A 16220-nucleotide genomic window follows, 5' to 3' on the forward strand; every position below is an offset into this window, starting at 1 on the left:
TCCTGGTCCGCATCCAATACTACATGCTGGACGCCGCGACCCAGCGGGTGTTCTCGGACGCGGTGGTTCTGACCGAGACCTATGTGACGCCGGTGCTGGAGCGCAAGGGTTCCGGTGCGCGGTCATGATGGATGATTTCGGCCTCTATCCGCGCGAGGAGCCGTTCGATCCGCTGGGCGTGATGCTGTTCAAGGCGCTCCAGGTGATCGCGTTCCTGTTCTTCCTCGCGCTGCTCGCGGTCTCTCCCGATGCGAAGGAGGGCAAGATCGACTCCAAGGCGGAGTTCATGATCACGCTGGACTGGCCGGACAATCACCCGGACGATCTCGACCTGTTCGTGCAGGATCCCGCCGGCAACATCGCCTGGTACCGCCACCGCGAGGCCGGCTTCCTCACGCTCGATCGCGACGACCGCGGCGGGGCCAACGACTTCATCATGGTTGCCGGCAAGAAGATCGCCTCGCCGATTCGCGAGGAGATCGTCACGGTGCGTGGCATTCTTGCCGGCGAATACACCGTCAACGTCTCGCATTTCGTGGCCACGACCGGCGAGCCCGTGACCGCGAATGTGAAGGTGCAAAAGCTCAATCCGACCGCGCAGGTGATCTTCGACAACAAGTTCACGCTCGATCATACCGGCGACGAGAAGACCGCGGTCCGGTTCCGGCTCGATGCAGAGGGCAAGGTCGTCAATGTGGACCAGCGGCCGAAATCCCTGCTGGAGACGTTCCGCAGCAGCTGGCGCAACGGCGCCGATCTCGACGCGAGGACTGGTGTGAGCAGGAACACTGCGAGGATACGCCGTGACTAGCCTGCAGACGGTCATCCTGACGCTGTCGATTGCCTACGCCGTCATCGGCGCGCTGCTCCTGGTGGTGCTCGTCTATGCGCGGCTGCACTGGTCGCTGAAGGCGACGGCCGTCGTCATCACGAGCGCCTTCTATGTGGTCAGCTTCACCGAGATGCGCGGGTTGCTCGGTTGGGCCAGCGCCGACCGGCTGCCCACCGCCTTCAAGCTGCTGAAGGCCCGCATCGTCGAGCCGCATTCGCTGGAGGGCGATCCCGGCTCGATCTATCTCTGGGTCGAGGAACTCGACGAGGACAATCGGCCGAGCGGCATCCCGCGGGCCTTTCGGGTGCCCTACAATGACCGGCTGGCCGACAAAACCCATGCGGCCGAGAACGAGATTGCGGCAGGCCATCCGCAAGGCGGCCGCGCAGCGGATTTCGGCGGCGGCGATGGCAGTCTCATCGACATGGTCCGGGAATATGTGACCCCCAAGACCATCATGGAGACGAGCGGCGGCGATTCCTCGACCGGCGAGTTCATTGCCCCGCCCGCCGGGGCGCAGGGCGCGGTGTTCACGCCCATCCCGCCGCCCCGGATGCCGCCGAAGGACGAGCAATAGGCCCTACACCTCGCGGCAGGGGCACGCTGGTAAACCGTCGCGCGCCGGCGCATCCTGTTGACCTCCCTCAATTTGGCCTTATCGGCTTCCAATAAGAATTTGAGGGTGGAGGGTGCGTGCTTCTCGCTGTCTTCTCGGATATCCACGGCAACCGGCAGGCGTTCGAGGCCTGCCTGAAGGTGGCCCGCGCCAGGGGCGCGGAGCGCTTCGTCCTGCTCGGCGACTTCGTCGGCTATGGCGCCGACCCGGAATGGGTCGTGGATACCGCGATGGGGCTGGTTGCCGGAGGCGCGGTCGCCGTGCGCGGCAATCACGACCAGGCGGTCAATTCCTCGACGGAGACCATGAACGCCGAGGCGCAGATCGCGATCGAATGGACCCGCGGCCGGCTCGACACCGCGCAGCGGCGATTCCTGGCCGAATTGCCGATGCTGGTGGAGGACGGCGACCGCCTGTTCGTGCATTCGGAAGCGTCCAGCCCCCAGCGCTGGCACTATGTCCGCTCGACGACGGATGCCGCCAAGAGCCTGATTGCGACGCCCGCCCATGTCACGTTCTGCGGACATATCCACCGCCCCGCGCTCTATTCGATGTCGGTGACGGCCAAGATGACGAGCTTCGTGCCGAAGACCGACGTTCCCGTGCAGCTCCTGCGCGGGCGGCAATGGCTCGCGGTGCTCGGCTCGGTCGGCCAGCCGCGCGACGGCGATCCCTCGGCGTCCTTCGTGCTGTTCGAGACGGTCTCGTGCCAGATCACCTATTGCCGCGCCCCCTATGACATCGCGACCGCAGCAGGCAGAATCCGCGACAACGGCCTGCCGCACTGGCTCGCCGACCGGCTGTCGCAGGGGCGCTAGAGGCCGATGCCGAAACCCCTGGTCAAGTCAGGCGCGGAGATCGACGGTTACACCATCGGTGAATGCGTCCACGCCGGCGGCATGGCGACGCTGTGGACCGTCACCCATCCCGGCATCGACGTGCCCTTGCTGATGAAGATCCCGCGGGTGTCGGAGGGCGAGGACCCCGCCGCGATCGTCTCCTTCGAGATGGAGATGATGATCCTGCCGCGGCTCGCGGGTCCGCATGTGCCGGCCTGCTTCGGCACCGGTGATTTCGCCCGCCAGGCCTATGTCGTGATCGAGCGCATCCCAGGCGCCACGCTCTACAAGCGGCTCCCCGAGCTGCCGCTGCCTTATGACGAGGCGCGGCAGCTCGTCGCCAAGATCGCAACTGCGCTTGCTGATCTGCATCGGCAGAACGTCATCCATCATGACATCAAGCCGAGCAGCATCATGTTCCGCGATTCCGGCGAGGCGGTGCTGATCGACTACGGCCTGTCGCATCACAACCACCTGCCGGATCTGTTGCAGGAGGAATTTCGTCTGCCTTACGGCACCGCGCCCTATATGGCACCCGAGCGGCTGTTGGGCGTGCGCGACGATCCGCGCAGCGACCTGTTCTCGCTCGGCGTGCTGCTCTATTTCTTCACCACGGGCGAGCGGCCGTTCGGCGAGGGCGAGACGCTGCGCGCGATGCGGCGCAGGCTCTGGCGTGACCCGCATCCGCCGCGGAAGCTTCGCGCCGATTATCCGCCCTGGCTTCAGGAGGTGGTGTTGCGGTGTCTCGAGATCGAGCCGGTGTGGCGCTATCCGACGGCGTCCCAGCTCGCCTTCGATCTCGCCCATCCGGACCAGGTCAAGCTCACCGCGCGTTCGGAGCGGCTGAAGCGTGACCCGCTCAGCGTTGTCTGGCGGCGCCGTTTCAACCAGGGCGCCATGGCGCCGCGCGCGAAATCGGATGTCGCCGTCCAGATCGCATCGAGCCCGATCCTCGCCGTCGCGCTCGACACGATGGAAGGCGCACCGGAGCTGAACGAGGCGCTGCGCGTGACCACCGAGCGCATCCTCGCCACCTTGCCGTCAGCACGGCTTGCCTGCGTCAACGTGCTCAAGCTGAACCGGATCGCGATCGACCGTACGCTGGACGAGCAGGGATCCAACAAGCATATCGACCGCCTGGTCGCGCTCAGGCATTGGGCGACGCCGCTGAAGCTCGACGAGAGCCGGCTGTCGGTTCACGTGCTGGAGGCCGTCGATCCCGCGGCGGCGCTGCTGGAATTCGCCGAGGCCAACCAGGTCGACCACGTCATCATCGGCGCGCGGCAGAACTCGTTCCGCCGCACGCTGCTCGGCAGCGTCTCGGCCAAGGTGGCCTCGGAAGCGATCTGCACCGTCACCGTGGTACGGCCGCCGCGGATGGCCGGGGATGTCGGCGGGTCAGAGGCCGGCGAAATGACGGGTTAGGCCGCCTGGCGTCTTGCGGGATGGATCAGCCCGCGTGAGCGCTTTGGGCGGCGCGCTTGCGGCGGATGGGCCAGGAGAATCGCGGGCCGGGTTCGCCGTGATCCGCGCTGCCGCCGAAATACTGGATGATCTCGCGGCAGGGCTCGCAACTGAACAGGTTACGGGACGCGGATGCCTTGGTCATTTCCGTCAGGCAGTTCGGGCAATGCGGTTTCATGGGACGGTCCGGAAAAGAAGTCTCAGTGGCGGCGCTGCGAGGGCCAACGAGCGATCGCGGTCCGAATTGTCGAGCCCGGCATCATCGTCCGGCGCGCCATCGGCGCGCTCGAGGCGGCCGAAGAAATCGTCGAGGCTCGGATGCGGGCGCCGTGGAATACGGCACCTGCGTTTCGGCTGGCGCTTCACGAGCGGGATCTGCATGGCGCTCAGCCCCGGCGACGATGAAAATGGATGATGCGGGCAGAAGCTACGGCCTTCACCGGCCGTGCCGCGTAGAGGCTGCGAGCCGCGATCGCCGCATTGAATCCGAACCACAACGCCACGCCAGTCCAAATCAGGGTCGTCGTCATGATGTGCTCCCGTCAAAAAGCAGGCAGGAGTCACTTGCGGTGATTTGCGCGAATCAGTGAAGTCCGGATGAGTACGGATCAAGACTGCGATTTTATGCGTCGCGCGCTGCAGGGCTGGTACGAGCCGCGGGATTTCTCCTCATCGCCTGCGCCGCTCGATCCAGCTCAAATCGCTTCGCCGCGGGCCCCCAGCGCCGCGTTGCGGATCGCGGCGATGTTGGTCTTGTAGGCGTCCTGCGTGCCGCCCCTGAACACCGAGGTGCCGGCGACGAAGGCGTTGGCGCCGGCCGCCGCGAGCGCGCCGGCAACATCGGGGCCGACGCCGCCGTCGACCTCGATGTCGATCGGACGGCCCGCCGTCATCGCGCGGATGTCGCGGATCTTGGCGAGTGCGGAGGGGATGAAAGCCTGGCCGCCGAAGCCGGGATTGACCGACATCACCAGCACGAGGTCAACGAGGTCGAGGACGTATTCGAGCGCGCTGATCGGCGTCGCCGGATTGAGCGAGACGCCGGCCTTCTTGCCGAGCGCGCGGATCGCCTGGAGCGAGCGGTGCAGGTGCGGACCGGCCTCCGCATGCACGGTGATGTGGTCGCAGCCGGCCTTCGCGAAGGCCTCGAGATAGGGATCGCAGGGCGAGATCATCAGATGCGCGTCGAAGATCTTCTTCGTGTGCGGGCGCATCGCCTTGATGACATCAGGGCCGTAGGAGATGTTGGGTACGAAGTGCCCGTCCATCACGTCGAGATGGATCCAGTCGGCGCCGGCGGCGTCCACCGCGCGCACCTCCTCGCCGAGCCTGGAGAAATCCGAGGCCAGGATCGAGGGGGCGATTGCCAGGGGGCGGGGAGCAAAAGCTTGGGTCATGGCGCGGTTTTCCCGTGGCGGCCGTGAAGGATGGGTTTCGCCTAACATGGGCCTCCGTGGCGGGCAATGCAGGGGAGCGGTGCTTCCTGTGGGCGGAAATTCTTGCCGCGACCGGCACGAATTGCCGGTGTTCCCGGGCCGTGCAAGGCACAGGAAAAGCGGATTTCATTGACCTTTTCGCGCTGGCACGACGCTTGCTGACGTCACCCGATAGAACATCGGCCGCGGCATGCGGCGTCGGTTGGAGTTGTGCAATGCTGTTCGCCCTTGGCGCGGTCTCGAGTGCGCTCGATGCGATCCAGTCGCTGACGAGCTCGAAATCGTCCTCGTCGACGCACAAGACGGGACCGGCGCAAGGCGCCACCAATCCGTTCGCGATCGACAGCGGCAGCAGCATCTCCAGCGGCGCGACCTCGTCGGTCAATGCAGGCAAATATCCGCAGATCTCGCCGGAGACGATGAACGCGCTGTTCGCCGCGCAGAGCCAGTCGGCGGGCACGAGCGGTACGAGCAACTCGGCCTCGACGGGGGCTGCATCCTCGGCATCGAAGAGCCGCGAAGATGCCTTGAAGGACCTGTTCTCGCAGATCGACGCGGACGGCGACGGCAGGATCACCAAGTCCGAGTTCGAGGATGCGCTCGGCGCCGGCGGCACCAATCTGGCGCAGGCCGACGACGTGTTCTCGAAGATGGATGCGAATGCGGACGGCAGCATCAATCTCGGCGAGATGACGAAGGCGCTGAGGGGCGGCCACGGCCATCATCATGCGCAAGGTGCTGGCGGCGCGGGCGACGGTTCGGAGTCCTCGTCGCAATCCAACGGCGGCTCGACTTCGACCACGACGACCAATGCCGACGGCTCGACGACCACCACCGTCACCTATGCCGACGGATTCAAGATGTCGACGACGGTCCCCGGCGCCTCCGGGTCCTCCGCCAATTCAGCCTACGATCTGTTCGCGCAATTGATGCAGCGGCAAGGCGGGCAGGGCCAAGGCGCCTCAGCGACTGCCGGCTCGTCCATGTCGATGAGTGTGTGAGCTAGAGCCTTTTCCGTTCCGATGGAATCGGAACGGGCCTCTAGACTCTTGTTTGACGCGTTTTCTTTACGCGAACCGGTGTCCACTTCGCTCGAAAACGCTCTAAGAGCGCTCTCTCGGCAAATGACGCTGTCGTGCCCCGCGAAAGCGGGGCATCCAGCACGCCGCGGCCTTCCGGTTTAATCACAACCGTCTCTGGAATACTGGATCGCCCGGTCTTCGCCGGCCGATGACACCTGATGTGAGGCGCTAACCGAACTTGTCTTTCCACGCCGGCTGCGCACCGGGGAACGGCAGCGCGGTCGCGCTGTACACGCCGCTTGCGATCGCGCGTGCGACCACGTTGGCGGCGACCATGCCGAGCTCGGTAAGCTCCACCAGCGGTTCGATCGGCTTCTCGCAAGTGGCCGCGGCGAACAGCACGTCGCCGTCGAGCGGAGCGTGCACCGGATAGATCGCGCGGGCAAATCCGGTCTGCGCGATCATCGCGAGCCGCTTGGCCTGCGCCTTGCTCAGAATCGCGTCGGTGACGACGAGGCCGATCGTGGTGTTCTCGCGCTCACTTGCTGCGGGCCCGCCCTTGATCCGCATCGCCAACATGTCGGGCGTGAACGCAGGCGGCAGACCGCGTCCGCCGAACTCGCCGTTTTCCTCGAACGGCGCGGCCCAGAACCAGGGACCGTCGCCGACGGTGACGCTGCCGACCGCGTTCACCACCATGATCGCGGCGACCTTGATGCCGTTCACTGTAACGGCCGACGCCGAGCCGATGCCGCCCTTGAAGGTGGCGGTGGTCGCACCCAGGCCCGCACCGACGCTGCCGAGCGCGAAGTCGGTGCCGGCGGAAGCAGCCGCGGCATAGCCGAGATCGCGATAGGGCGAGAAGCGGCCCCAGGCCTTGTCGCCGCCGTTGAGCAGGTCGAACACGATCGCGCCCGGGACGACGGGGACCACGGCCTCGCGGACCCTGAAGCCGCGGCCCTGTTCGGCGAGCCAGGCCTGCACGCCGCCGCCGGCATCGAGGCCGAAGGCGGAGCCGCCGGAGAGCGCGATCGCATCGACCCGTTCGACCGTATTGGCGACGTCGAGCAGCGAGACCTCGCGCGTGCCGGGTCCGCCGCCGCGGACGTCGATCGCCGCGACGGCCGGCTGGTCGAAAATGATGGCGGTCGTGCCGGAGGCCACTTTCATATTCCCGGAATGGCCGACCCGGACGCCGGCGATATCGGTGAGAAGGTTTTTCAAGATGGCCTCGTCGTTGAGAGCAATTTGCCATCTGCGATAGCGCAGCGATGCCGCAGGCTCAACTGGCGAGCGCGGTCCTGAGCATCTTGGCGAGCTCGGTCTTGCGATAGGGCTTGGCCAGCAGCAGCACGCCGGAATCGAGCCGGCCATGATGGACGATGGCGTTTTCGGTGTAGCCGGAGGTGAACAACGTCTTCAGGTCGGGGCGGCGCCGGGCCGCCTCGTCAGCAAGCTGGCGGCCGTTCATGTTGCCGGGCATGATGATGTCGGTGAAGAGCAGGTCGATGGTCTCGTCGCTGTCGATGATATTGAGGGCCTCGGCGCCGTTGGCGGCCTCGAGCGCGGTATAGCCGAGGCTCTTGACCTGCGTCACGACATACTGCCGCACCAGCGCGTCGTCCTCGACGATCAGGATCTTCTCGTTGCCGCCGGTGATGGGCGCGTTCTGGAGCGCCTCGAACTCGGTCTCCTGCACCCCGGTCGAGCGCGGCAGGTAGATCTTCACGCTCGTGCCGTGACCTTGCTCGCTGTAGATCTTGATGTGGCCGCCCGACTGCTTGACGAAGCCGAACACCATGCTCAAGCCCAGGCCGGTACCCTTGCCGACCTCCTTGGTGGTGAAGAAGGGATCGAAGACCCGGTCGATCAGCTCCGCGGGAATTCCGCTACCGGTGTCGCTGACCGCGATCATCACGTAATTGCCGGCAACGACGTCGGGGTTCATGCTGGCATAGCCGTCGTCGAGGAAGACGTTGCGGGTCTCCAGCACCAGGGTGCCGCCGTCAGGCATGGCGTCGCGCGCATTCAGCGCGAGATTGAGGATCGCGGTGGAAAGCTGGCCCGGGTCGACCAGCGTCGGCCAGGCATCCTCGGTGAGCTGCGGCATGATGGTGATCTGTTCGCCGAGCGTCGGATGCAGCAGCTTGGCGGCCTCGAGCGCCAGCGCATTGACGTCGATCTCGCGTGGCTGGAGCGGCTGCTTGCGGGCGAAGGCGAGCAGGTGCCTGGTCAGCTGCGCGCCGCGCTCGGCGGCGTCGTCGATCAGCTTGGTGATGGCGGCGAGCTCGGGCCGGTCGGCGACCGCGTCGCTGAGAATGCCGATCGTGCCCGTGATGACGGTCAACACGTTGTTGAAGTCGTGGGCGACGCCGCCGGTCAGTTGGCCGATCGAGTCCATCTTCTGGACCTGTCGGAGCTGGGCCTCGGCGGCCTGCTTGTCCGTGAGGTCGCGGCCGATGAAGTAATGGCGCTTCACCGGCTCGGACCAGGTGCCCATCCAGTTCAGCGTGACCTCGTGACCGTCGTAGTGGTAGTAGCGCGCCTCGAAGCTGCGCTTGACCGCGCCACGACGGGCTGCGCGCATCTCGTTCCGCGCCTTCTCGAGATCGTCGGGATGGATGAAATCGGTCGCGCAGTGCCCGACCATGTCCTCGGGGCTGTAGCCGAGAATGTTCTTCACGCTCGGGCTGACCTGGACGAAATTGCCATAGCCGTCGGTGACCAGGATCAGGTCCTGCGATGTCTCGAAGATGCGCTGGCGTTCTTCGATCTCGCGGCGCAGCTTCTCTCTCGCCTGCTTTTCTTCGGTTATGTCATGGGCGATCTTGGAAGCGCCGATGATCTCTCCATGGTCTGTTCGCAGGGGGGAAACATTCAGGACGACGTCCAGCGGGCGGCCGTCTTTCCGGATACGGATCGTCTCGTGCTGGGCGATCGACTCGTTGCCGGCGATCCGGTTGAGGATGCTCCTGACTTCGCCCTTGAGATCCGGCGGCACGATGATGTCGATCGGCTTGCCGATGGCCTCGGCAGCGGAATAGCCGAACAGATGCTCGGCGGCCTTGTTCCAGCCGGTGATGACGCCGTCGAGCGATTTCGTGATGATGGCGTCATTGGACGACTCGACCACCGCGCCGTACAGCGCCAGGCGCTTGCCGTAATAGTCGCGTTCCGAGGCCGATTGCTGGCGAAGCCTCCCGACGAGGCCCACGGTACGCGCCTGGAGGCGGACATTCTCGATGAGAAGCACCGCGAGCACGATGGTCGCCGCGGCGAGGCCGTAGAGCCGGCCGGCATAGAAGCCGAGATCGAAACGGGCGACGTTGACGATGGCCGACAGCGCGATGTCGAACAGCCAGGCGCACATGACCACCATGAGCCAGACGTCGATCACCGCATGCGGCTTGCGGAACCAGAGCGAGACCAGCGCGGCAAAGCTCAGCGACCACACGAAGGACACGACCCCGATCATGGTTGGCGTGTAGCGACCGTCGCGCAACAGCACCGGCAGCAGATCGTGCTGCGCGGTCGCGATCCAGGCGAAGACGGCCGTCGCGGCGATGACGCCGAGCACGCTGGCATAAATCGCGCTGCTGGCCGCGCCGCGGATCCGCGGGCCACCGTCCTTTTCTTTCAGCCAGGCATACCCCATCACGAACAGCGGAAAGCCGGCGTGCCAGATCATGTAGAGCCAGACCGTGGTCTGCACGCCCGCGCCGAAGAGCCCGGTCGGTGCGAACAGTCCGGGGAAGGTGAGGGCGTGAACCAGCGCCGCCGCGGCGGTGAAGAGATAGCCGGTCGCGAGCCACAGCAGCGCGCGGGTCCGCAGCACCGCAAATTGCGAGAGCACCAGCACTGCCGTGACGATGTCGTTCACGGCGAGCGCCGATTGATAACTGGCGACGAAGGCCGGGACCGGCAGGAGCGGGGTACCCGCGAAAGGCACGGCTGCCGCGAACAGGAGGGCGGACACGCCGACAACCGTCAATGCTGCAGTGCGGTCGGTCGAAGTGGCCGGCAGGGTCGAAAGAAACGTGCTTCGGTCGATTGTCGCAGGCACGCCCACCTCTTGCGGGGCGGTCTTGAGCAGGTCGGGTTTGAGCATCTCCGCGAGTCTCATTCGGCCGGCAGTCCGTTCATGGTAGCGGTTTTGAGCGCGGGTCGTGAACGGGACCAGTCACGACTCAACCGAAGGTTACCGCTTACTTAACCTCGGTGGGAACACGGAATAGGGATCTGGTAAGGTGCCCTTTACTGGGCGATGCCATGATGCCCTCCGCCGCGGCGGGTTCCAGCTTTGAATCTGGCATTTTTGATTCCGATATCGGGAGTTGTTCCTCCATGCCCCGCGTTCTCATCATCGACGACCAGAAGGACGTCCGTACGATGGTCGCGATCCTGCTTCGGGTCAATCATTTCGAGGTCGTGGAGGCAGACAGCGGTGCGGCGGGCCTGAAGGCCTTCGCGGAAAGCCCGTTTGACGCGGCGATCGTCGACATCTTCCTGGGCGACACCAGCGGCGTCGACGTCATTGCGTCTCTGCGCGAACGCGCGCCGACGCTCCCCGTCATTGCGGTCTCCGGGATGACGGCGCTCGATTTCATGGACCAATCGCCTCACCTCGCCAACGTGGTCTGCCTGCAAAAGCCGTTTCGGCCGAACGATCTCCTGCAAGCGATGCGGAAGGCCCAGACCGTGGCCGACGGCGAACTGTCCGCAGCCGTCTGATCCCGCCGCAGGAAGAAACGCCCCGGGGGTAAGCCGGGGCGCGGTGACGATTGCATCGTGGCCCAAGGCCTCGCAAGCGCGCCTTAGGTGCCGCCGCCGGCGATCTCGGCGTAGCCGCCTTTGGCATCCCATTTGTAGACGACGTAGTCGATCTGCTTGATGTCGCCCTTGGCGTCATATTCGATCGGGCCGATCACGGTGTCCCACTTGCCGGCCTTCATCGCCGCCATGACCTTCTTGGCGTCGGTGGTGCCGGCCTTCTTGGCCGCCTGCGACCACACCTGCATCGCCGCATAGGTGTAGAGCGTATAGCCCTCGGGGTCGATGTTCTTGGCCTTGAAAGCCTCGACGATCTTCTTCGCGGTCGGCTTGTTGCGCGGATCGGGGCCGAAGGTGAACAGCGTGCCCTCGCCGGCAGGGCCGGTGATGGAGGCGTACTCCTTGTCGGCGAGCGCGTCGCCGGCCATCAGCACGGTCTTGAGGCCCTGGTCCCGCATCTGGCGCAGGATCAGGCCGCTCTCCTGATGATAGCCGCCGACATAGACGAGGTCGATGTTGTCGCGCTTCAGGCGGGAGACGATCGCGTTGAAGTCCTTGTCGCCCTTGTTGTAGGACTCGTACATCTTCTCGGTGACGCCGGCCTTGTTGAGCGCCTTCTTGGTCTCGTCGGCAAGACCCTTGCCGTAGGTGGTCTTGTCGTTGAGGATGGCGATGTTCTTGCCCTTGAAGTTCTTGGCGATGTACTGCGCCGCGATCAGGCCCTGCTGATCGTCACGGCCGCAGACGCGAGCCACGTTCCAGAGCTTGCGCTCGGTGAACAGCGGATTGGTCGAGGCCGGCGTGATCTGGAGCACGTTGCCGTCGGCATAGGCTTCCGAGGCCGGGATCGACGATGACGAGCAATAGTGCCCGGCCACGAACGGGATTTTCGAGCCGGCGATCTTCTCGGCGATCGAGCGCGCCTGCTTCGGGTCGCAGGCGTCGTCTTCGACGGAGAGCGCGAGCTTCTTGCCGTTGACGCCGCCGGCGGCGTTGATATCGGCCACGGCCATCTCGGCGCCGTTCTTCATCTGGCGGCCGAAGGCGGACTCGCCGCCGGTCATCGGGCCTGCGACTGCGACGGTGACATCCTGCGCCAATGCCGCGCTCGACAGCGCGATCGATGCGCCGAATGCCAGACCGATGAGCTTCAGTGATTTCATGAGATACCTCGCGGGTGATCGCCTGTGGAAGTTGCCGGGCATGCCCGGTTCAAACCGGCGCCATTCTTGAATGAATTCGAGGAGAAGTCACCGGCAAAATACGGGCATTGGCGGAGATATCTCGCCACATTCGGCTGCGCCCTTCCGCCTTGGGGCCAGGTCTGGGGCCAGGTCAGCCGTGGCGGCCGCCTTCCAGATAGGCGGCGCGAATCTCGGGTCGCTGCAACAATTCGGTGCCGGTCCCGGCCAGCGCGATCAGGCCATTGACCATGACGTAGCCGCGATGGGCGAGCTTGAGCGCATGGTTGGCGTTCTGCTCGACGATCAGGACGGTCAGGCCGTCCTGCCGGTTCAGGGTGCGGATCGCATCGAAAATCTGGCGTGCGATCAGCGGTGCCAGCCCGAGCGAGGGCTCGTCGAGCAGGAGCAGGCGGGGGCGGCTCATCAGGGCGCGGCCGATTGCCAGCATCTGCTGCTCGCCGCCGGACAGGGTTCCCCCGCGCTGGGCATAGCGTTCCTTCAGCCGCGGAAACAGCGTGAACACGCGTTGCAGCGTCGCCTCGCGTTCGGCGTCGGTGCATTCGGTCGAGTCCGCGCCCATCTGAAGGTTTTCCGCAACGCTCATGCGCGGGAAGATGCGGCGGCCCTCGGGCGATTGCGCGATGCGCAAATGCGCGATCGCGTGGGTGGGCACGTCGGTGATGTCGCGGCCTTCATAGAGGATCTGGCCGGCGCGGGCGCGCGGCTTGCCGAAGATCGTCATCATCAGCGTCGACTTGCCGGCGCCGTTGGCGCCGATCAGGGCAACGATCTCGCCCGCATTGATCTCGATGTCGACGCCCTTCAGCGCCTCGATCTTGCCGTAGGCGGCGCGAAGACCGCGGATCGCGAGCAGGGGAGTGGGCGCCGATGTCACGTCCCGTTCTCCATCACGGCCACGGCCTCGTCCTCGTCGGTGCCGAGATAGGCGGCGATCACCTTCGGATCGTCGCGGACCTCGCGCGGCGTGCCTTCCGCGATCTTCACGCCATGGTCCATCACCACGATGTGGTCGGAGATCTCCATCACCACCGACATGTCGTGCTCGATCAGCAGGATCGAGGTGCCGAGCTCGTCCCGGATCGAGAGCAGGAGCTCGCTCAGGGCCGCGCTCTCGCGCGCGTTGAGGCCGGCCGCGGGTTCGTCCAGGCACAACAGGGCGGGCTCGGTGCACATCGCGCGCGCGATTTCCAGCCGGCGCTGGTCGCCATAGGCGAAATTGCCGGCCGCATCGTCTGCGCGGTCGAGCAGGTTGACCCGCTTCAGCCAATCGGTGGCGAGGTCGATCGCGCGCTTTTCGGCGTCGCGGTAGGTGGGGGCACCGACAAGGCCGAGCAGGGTGAAGCCGGAGGCGCGCATCAGCGCGTTGTGCTGCGCCACCATCAGGTTTTCCAGCGCGGTCATGCCGGGAAACAGGCGGATGTTCTGGAACGTGCGCGCGACCTTGGCCTGCTTGGCGATGCGGAAATCGTTCAGCCGGTCCAGCGCGATCACTCTGCCGTCGTCATGGGTGAGGCGAATGGCGCCGCCGCTCGGCTTGTAGAACCCGGTGATGCAGTTGAAGACGGTGGTCTTGCCGGCGCCGTTCGGTCCGATCAACGCAGTGATCTTCTTCCGTTCCGCGCTGAAGGACAGATCCTGCACGGCGACGATGCCGCCGAAGCGCATGGTGAGCCGGTCGACGCCAAGAATCTTGTCGCTTATCTTGTCGCCAATCTTGTCGCCGCTCATCCGTGCCCTTCCTTGACGAGGTCGGAGGAGATCGCCTGCGCCTTGGTCAGATACACGGTGGGCGCGCGATGGCCGATCAGGCCGCGCGGCCGCCAGATCATGATCAGCACCATCGCCATGCCGAACACCAGCATGCGATAGGTCTCGAGGCCGCGGAACAGCTCGAATCCGCCGATCATGGCGAGCGCGGCAAGCGCCACGCCGAGCTGCGAGCCCATGCCGCCGAGCACGACGATGGCGAGCACCAGCGCCGATTCCTGGAAGGTGAACGATTCCGGGCTGATGAAGCCCTGGCGGGTGGCGAAGAACGCGCCGGCGAAGCCGCCGAACATGGCGCCGGTCGCGAACGCCGTGAGCTTGGTCGTCGTGGTGTTGATACCGAGCGCGCGACAGGCGACCTCGTCCTCGCGCAAGGCCTCCCAAGCCCGCCCGATCGGCAGGCGGCGCAGGCGGATCGTGGCCCAGTTTGTGAGGAGCGCAAGCGCCAGGATCACATAGAACAGGAAGACGATGCGGTGGGTCGGCGAGTACTCGATGCCGAGCCTGGCGGCGAGCCCGTCATCGCTGTTGTCGAGCGGGATGCCGAAGAAGGTGGGGCGGGGAATGCCGGAGACGCCGTTTGGACCGCCGGTCAGATCCTGCCAGTTGATGATGACGAGGCGGATGATCTCGCCGAAGGCGAGCGTCACGATGGCGAGGTAGTCGCCGCGCAGGCGGAGCACGGGGAAGCCGAGCAACACGCCCCAGAACGCGGCGAGGATGCCGGCGAGCGGCAGGCAGATCCAGAACGACCAGCCGAAATTGGTGGCGAGCAGACCGTAGGAATAGGCGCCGACCGCATAGAAGGCGACGTAGCCGAGATCGAGCAGGCCGGCGAGCCCGACCACGACATTCAACCCCCAGCCCAGCATCACGTAGGTAAGCACGAGGATCGCGAGGTCCAGGATGTAGCGCTGGTCGTAGAAGATGACGGGCACCAGAACCGTGAAGATCAGAAGCGCCGGCGCGAGGTAGCGTCCGATCAAGGACATGCCGCTCTGCACTGCTGGTGTCACCAGCTTCTCGGCGCCGGTCGGACCGATCCATTGCCGCAGCAACTCGATGACGATCGAGCCGCCGAATACCGCAGCCACAAGGGAGGCGAGCTCGCCGAAGCGCGTCCAGTAGGTGAGCTGGCCGTCGGAACCCGCCTCGGTGCGGATGCCGACCATCAGCGAGAACAGCACCAGCGCGATCACCGCGTTGACGAGCGCCGTCTTCAGGATGGAGGGGATGCCCGGCTTGGCCTTCATGGGTGAGGGAGCTGCCACGCGCGACCGTCAGACTTTTTCGACTTCGGGACGACCGAGCAGGCCGGTCGGCATGAAGATCAGCACGACGATCAGGATCGAGAACGCCGCGACGTCCTTGTATTCGACCGAGAAATAGGCCGACCAGAACGTCTCGATCAGGCCGATCGCAAGCCCCCCGAGCATGGCGCCGGGCAACGAGCCGATGCCGCCGAGCACGGCGGCGGTGAACGCCTTGATGCCGGCGACGAAGCCCATGAAGAAATCGACGAGGCCATAATAGAGCAGGTACATGAGGCCGGCGACCGCAGCGAGAGCGGCGCCGATCACGAAGGTCATGGAGATGGTGCGGTCGACATCGACGCCGAGCAGCGCCGCCATGGTCTGGTCCTGCTCGCAGGCGCGCATGTCGCGCCCGAGCCGGGTCCTGGAGACCAGCCAGGTGAAGAGCGCCAGCAGCACGATGGTGGTGACGACCACCATGATCTGGATGTTGGAGAGCTGGATCACGAAGCCGTCCGCGCTCTCATGCAGCGTGTAGCCGCCGGTGATGAAGGGCGGGATCGGCTTGACGCGCGCGCCTTGCGTCACCTGCGAATAGTTCGTGAGCACGAACGACATGCCGATCGCCGACAGCATCGGGGCGAGACGGAAGGAATGGCGCAGCGGCCGGTAGGCGATGCGCTCGATGGTCCAGCCATAGAGCGCGGTGATCGCCATCGAGACCAGCAGCACGACGAGCAGGATCACGGGGATGGCGGTCAGCCCGAACGAGATCAGGATCAGGAAGGTGATGAGGGCGATGAAGCCGCCGATCATGAAGACGTCACCATGGGCGAAGTTGATCATGCCGACGATGCCGTAGACCATCGTGTAGCCGATCGCGATCAGGCCGTAGATCGAGCCGAGCACGAGGCCATTGATGAGCTGCTGGGCGAAATAGTCCATGGGCTGCCGTTACCACACCTGACGCGGGCTCAAAGGGAGCTCTTCGAGAGAGAGTTCTTGGGCCCCGGCAG

General features: G+C 65.4%; 15 protein-coding genes and 1 pseudogene. 7 read left to right on the forward strand and 9 right to left on the reverse strand.

All coding sequences use genetic code 11. From position 1 onward, the window contains the following. The 5 genes and pseudogenes from IC50_RS43135 to IC50_RS18235 form a co-directional block, all read left to right on the forward strand. A pseudogene (locus tag IC50_RS43135) lies at window positions 1-128 on the forward strand (MotA/TolQ/ExbB proton channel family protein); the annotation flags it as partial. Then, window positions 125-811, forward strand: a complete 687-nt coding sequence (locus IC50_RS18220) for a hypothetical protein (protein ID WP_035707652.1) — start codon at window positions 125-127, stop codon at window positions 809-811. The pseudogene IC50_RS43135 and the gene IC50_RS18220, both read left to right, overlap by 4 nt. After that, a complete protein-coding gene (locus tag IC50_RS18225; protein WP_035707655.1) occupies window positions 804-1409 on the forward strand; it encodes a hypothetical protein in 606 nt (201 codons plus the stop codon). The genes IC50_RS18220 and IC50_RS18225 overlap by 8 nt, the downstream gene beginning before the upstream one ends. 116 nt (window positions 1410-1525) lie before the next feature. After that, complete coding sequence (locus IC50_RS18230) at window positions 1526-2266, forward strand: metallophosphoesterase family protein (RefSeq protein ID WP_035707658.1); 741 nt, start codon at window positions 1526-1528, stop codon at window positions 2264-2266. A 6-nt stretch (window positions 2267-2272) separates the two neighbouring features. Further along, complete coding sequence (locus IC50_RS18235) at window positions 2273-3712, forward strand: protein kinase domain-containing protein (RefSeq protein ID WP_035707661.1); 1440 nt, start codon at window positions 2273-2275, stop codon at window positions 3710-3712. A gap of 425 nt (window positions 3713-4137) precedes the next feature. Here IC50_RS18235 and IC50_RS42505 read toward each other — a convergent pair whose 3' ends face one another. Both IC50_RS42505 and rpe read right to left on the reverse strand, forming a co-directional pair. Beyond that, window positions 4138-4281 carry a hypothetical protein gene (locus IC50_RS42505; RefSeq protein ID WP_193374132.1) on the reverse strand — a complete coding sequence of 48 codons (144 nt, stop codon included), beginning with the start codon at window positions 4279-4281 and terminating at the stop codon, window positions 4138-4140. A 165-nt stretch (window positions 4282-4446) separates the two neighbouring features. After that, entirely contained in the window at window positions 4447-5148 is a 702-nt protein-coding gene (gene rpe, locus IC50_RS18250) for a ribulose-phosphate 3-epimerase (protein WP_035707671.1), read from the reverse strand. A gap of 254 nt (window positions 5149-5402) precedes the next feature. Here rpe and IC50_RS18255 point away from each other — a divergent pair, with 254 nt between their 5' ends. Continuing rightward, complete coding sequence (locus IC50_RS18255; protein WP_035707676.1) at window positions 5403-6188, forward strand: EF-hand domain-containing protein; 786 nt, start codon at window positions 5403-5405, stop codon at window positions 6186-6188. A gap of 249 nt (window positions 6189-6437) precedes the next feature. Here IC50_RS18255 and IC50_RS18260 read toward each other — a convergent pair whose 3' ends face one another. Together IC50_RS18260 and IC50_RS18265 are read right to left on the reverse strand one after the other, a co-directional pair. Next, a complete protein-coding gene (locus tag IC50_RS18260) occupies window positions 6438-7433 on the reverse strand; it encodes a P1 family peptidase (protein WP_035707680.1) in 996 nt (331 codons plus the stop codon). Between the two features lie 58 nt (window positions 7434-7491). Further along, entirely contained in the window at window positions 7492-10317 is a 2826-nt protein-coding gene (locus IC50_RS18265; RefSeq protein WP_085973829.1) for a PAS domain S-box protein, read from the reverse strand. A gap of 236 nt (window positions 10318-10553) precedes the next feature. On the opposite strand from IC50_RS18265, the gene IC50_RS18270 reads away from it, so the two are divergent. Beyond that, entirely contained in the window at window positions 10554-10940 is a 387-nt protein-coding gene (locus IC50_RS18270; protein WP_035707681.1) for a response regulator, read from the forward strand. A gap of 83 nt (window positions 10941-11023) precedes the next feature. Here IC50_RS18270 and IC50_RS18275 read toward each other — a convergent pair whose 3' ends face one another. The 5 genes from IC50_RS18275 to IC50_RS18295 form a co-directional block, all read right to left on the reverse strand. Beyond that, the gene (locus IC50_RS18275; protein ID WP_035707683.1) at window positions 11024-12142 is read right to left on the reverse strand and encodes a branched-chain amino acid ABC transporter substrate-binding protein; all 1119 of its coding nucleotides are present in this window, start codon (window positions 12140-12142) and stop codon (window positions 11024-11026) included. 172 nt (window positions 12143-12314) lie between these two features. Beyond that, window positions 12315-13058: an ABC transporter ATP-binding protein gene (locus tag IC50_RS18280; RefSeq protein WP_050991029.1), complete on the reverse strand. Its 744-nt coding sequence runs from the start codon at window positions 13056-13058 to the stop codon at window positions 12315-12317. Next, complete coding sequence (locus IC50_RS18285; protein ID WP_035707685.1) at window positions 13055-13912, reverse strand: ABC transporter ATP-binding protein; 858 nt, start codon at window positions 13910-13912, stop codon at window positions 13055-13057. The genes IC50_RS18280 and IC50_RS18285 overlap by 4 nt, the downstream gene beginning before the upstream one ends. After that, window positions 13909-15204: a high-affinity branched-chain amino acid ABC transporter permease LivM gene (livM, locus tag IC50_RS18290; RefSeq protein ID WP_035707688.1), complete on the reverse strand. Its 1296-nt coding sequence runs from the start codon at window positions 15202-15204 to the stop codon at window positions 13909-13911. Before livM ends, IC50_RS18285 begins: the two co-directional genes overlap by 4 nt. Window positions 15205-15231: 27 nt before the next feature. Continuing rightward, entirely contained in the window at window positions 15232-16149 is a 918-nt protein-coding gene (locus tag IC50_RS18295) for an ABC transporter permease subunit (protein ID WP_035707691.1), read from the reverse strand. Window positions 16150-16220: the final 71 nt, after the last annotated feature.

Origin of the sequence: Bradyrhizobium genomosp. I (2014), assembly GCF_000261685.1 — a bacterium.
In the GTDB taxonomy this organism is placed as follows: domain Bacteria; phylum Pseudomonadota; class Alphaproteobacteria; order Rhizobiales; family Xanthobacteraceae; genus Bradyrhizobium.

Coding starts and splice junctions, on each gene's coding strand:
- IC50_RS18220 (WP_035707652.1), top strand. CDS start 125: ATGATGGATGATTTCGGCCTCTATCCGCGCGAGGAGCCGTTCGATCCG.
- IC50_RS18235 (WP_035707661.1), top strand. CDS start 2,273: ATGCCGAAACCCCTGGTCAAGTCAGGCGCGGAGATCGACGGTTACACC.
- IC50_RS42505 (WP_193374132.1), bottom strand. CDS start 4,281: ATGACGACGACCCTGATTTGGACTGGCGTGGCGTTGTGGTTCGGATTC.
- rpe (WP_035707671.1), bottom strand. CDS start 5,148: ATGACCCAAGCTTTTGCTCCCCGCCCCCTGGCAATCGCCCCCTCGATC.
- IC50_RS18255 (WP_035707676.1), top strand. CDS start 5,403: ATGCTGTTCGCCCTTGGCGCGGTCTCGAGTGCGCTCGATGCGATCCAG.
- IC50_RS18265 (WP_085973829.1), bottom strand. CDS start 10,317: ATGCTCAAACCCGACCTGCTCAAGACCGCCCCGCAAGAGGTGGGCGTG.
- IC50_RS18270 (WP_035707681.1), top strand. CDS start 10,554: ATGCCCCGCGTTCTCATCATCGACGACCAGAAGGACGTCCGTACGATG.
- IC50_RS18275 (WP_035707683.1), bottom strand. CDS start 12,142: ATGAAATCACTGAAGCTCATCGGTCTGGCATTCGGCGCATCGATCGCG.
- IC50_RS18285 (WP_035707685.1), bottom strand. CDS start 13,912: ATGAGCGGCGACAAGATTGGCGACAAGATAAGCGACAAGATTCTTGGC.
- livM (WP_035707688.1), bottom strand. CDS start 15,204: ATGAAGGCCAAGCCGGGCATCCCCTCCATCCTGAAGACGGCGCTCGTC.
- IC50_RS18295 (WP_035707691.1), bottom strand. CDS start 16,149: ATGGACTATTTCGCCCAGCAGCTCATCAATGGCCTCGTGCTCGGCTCG.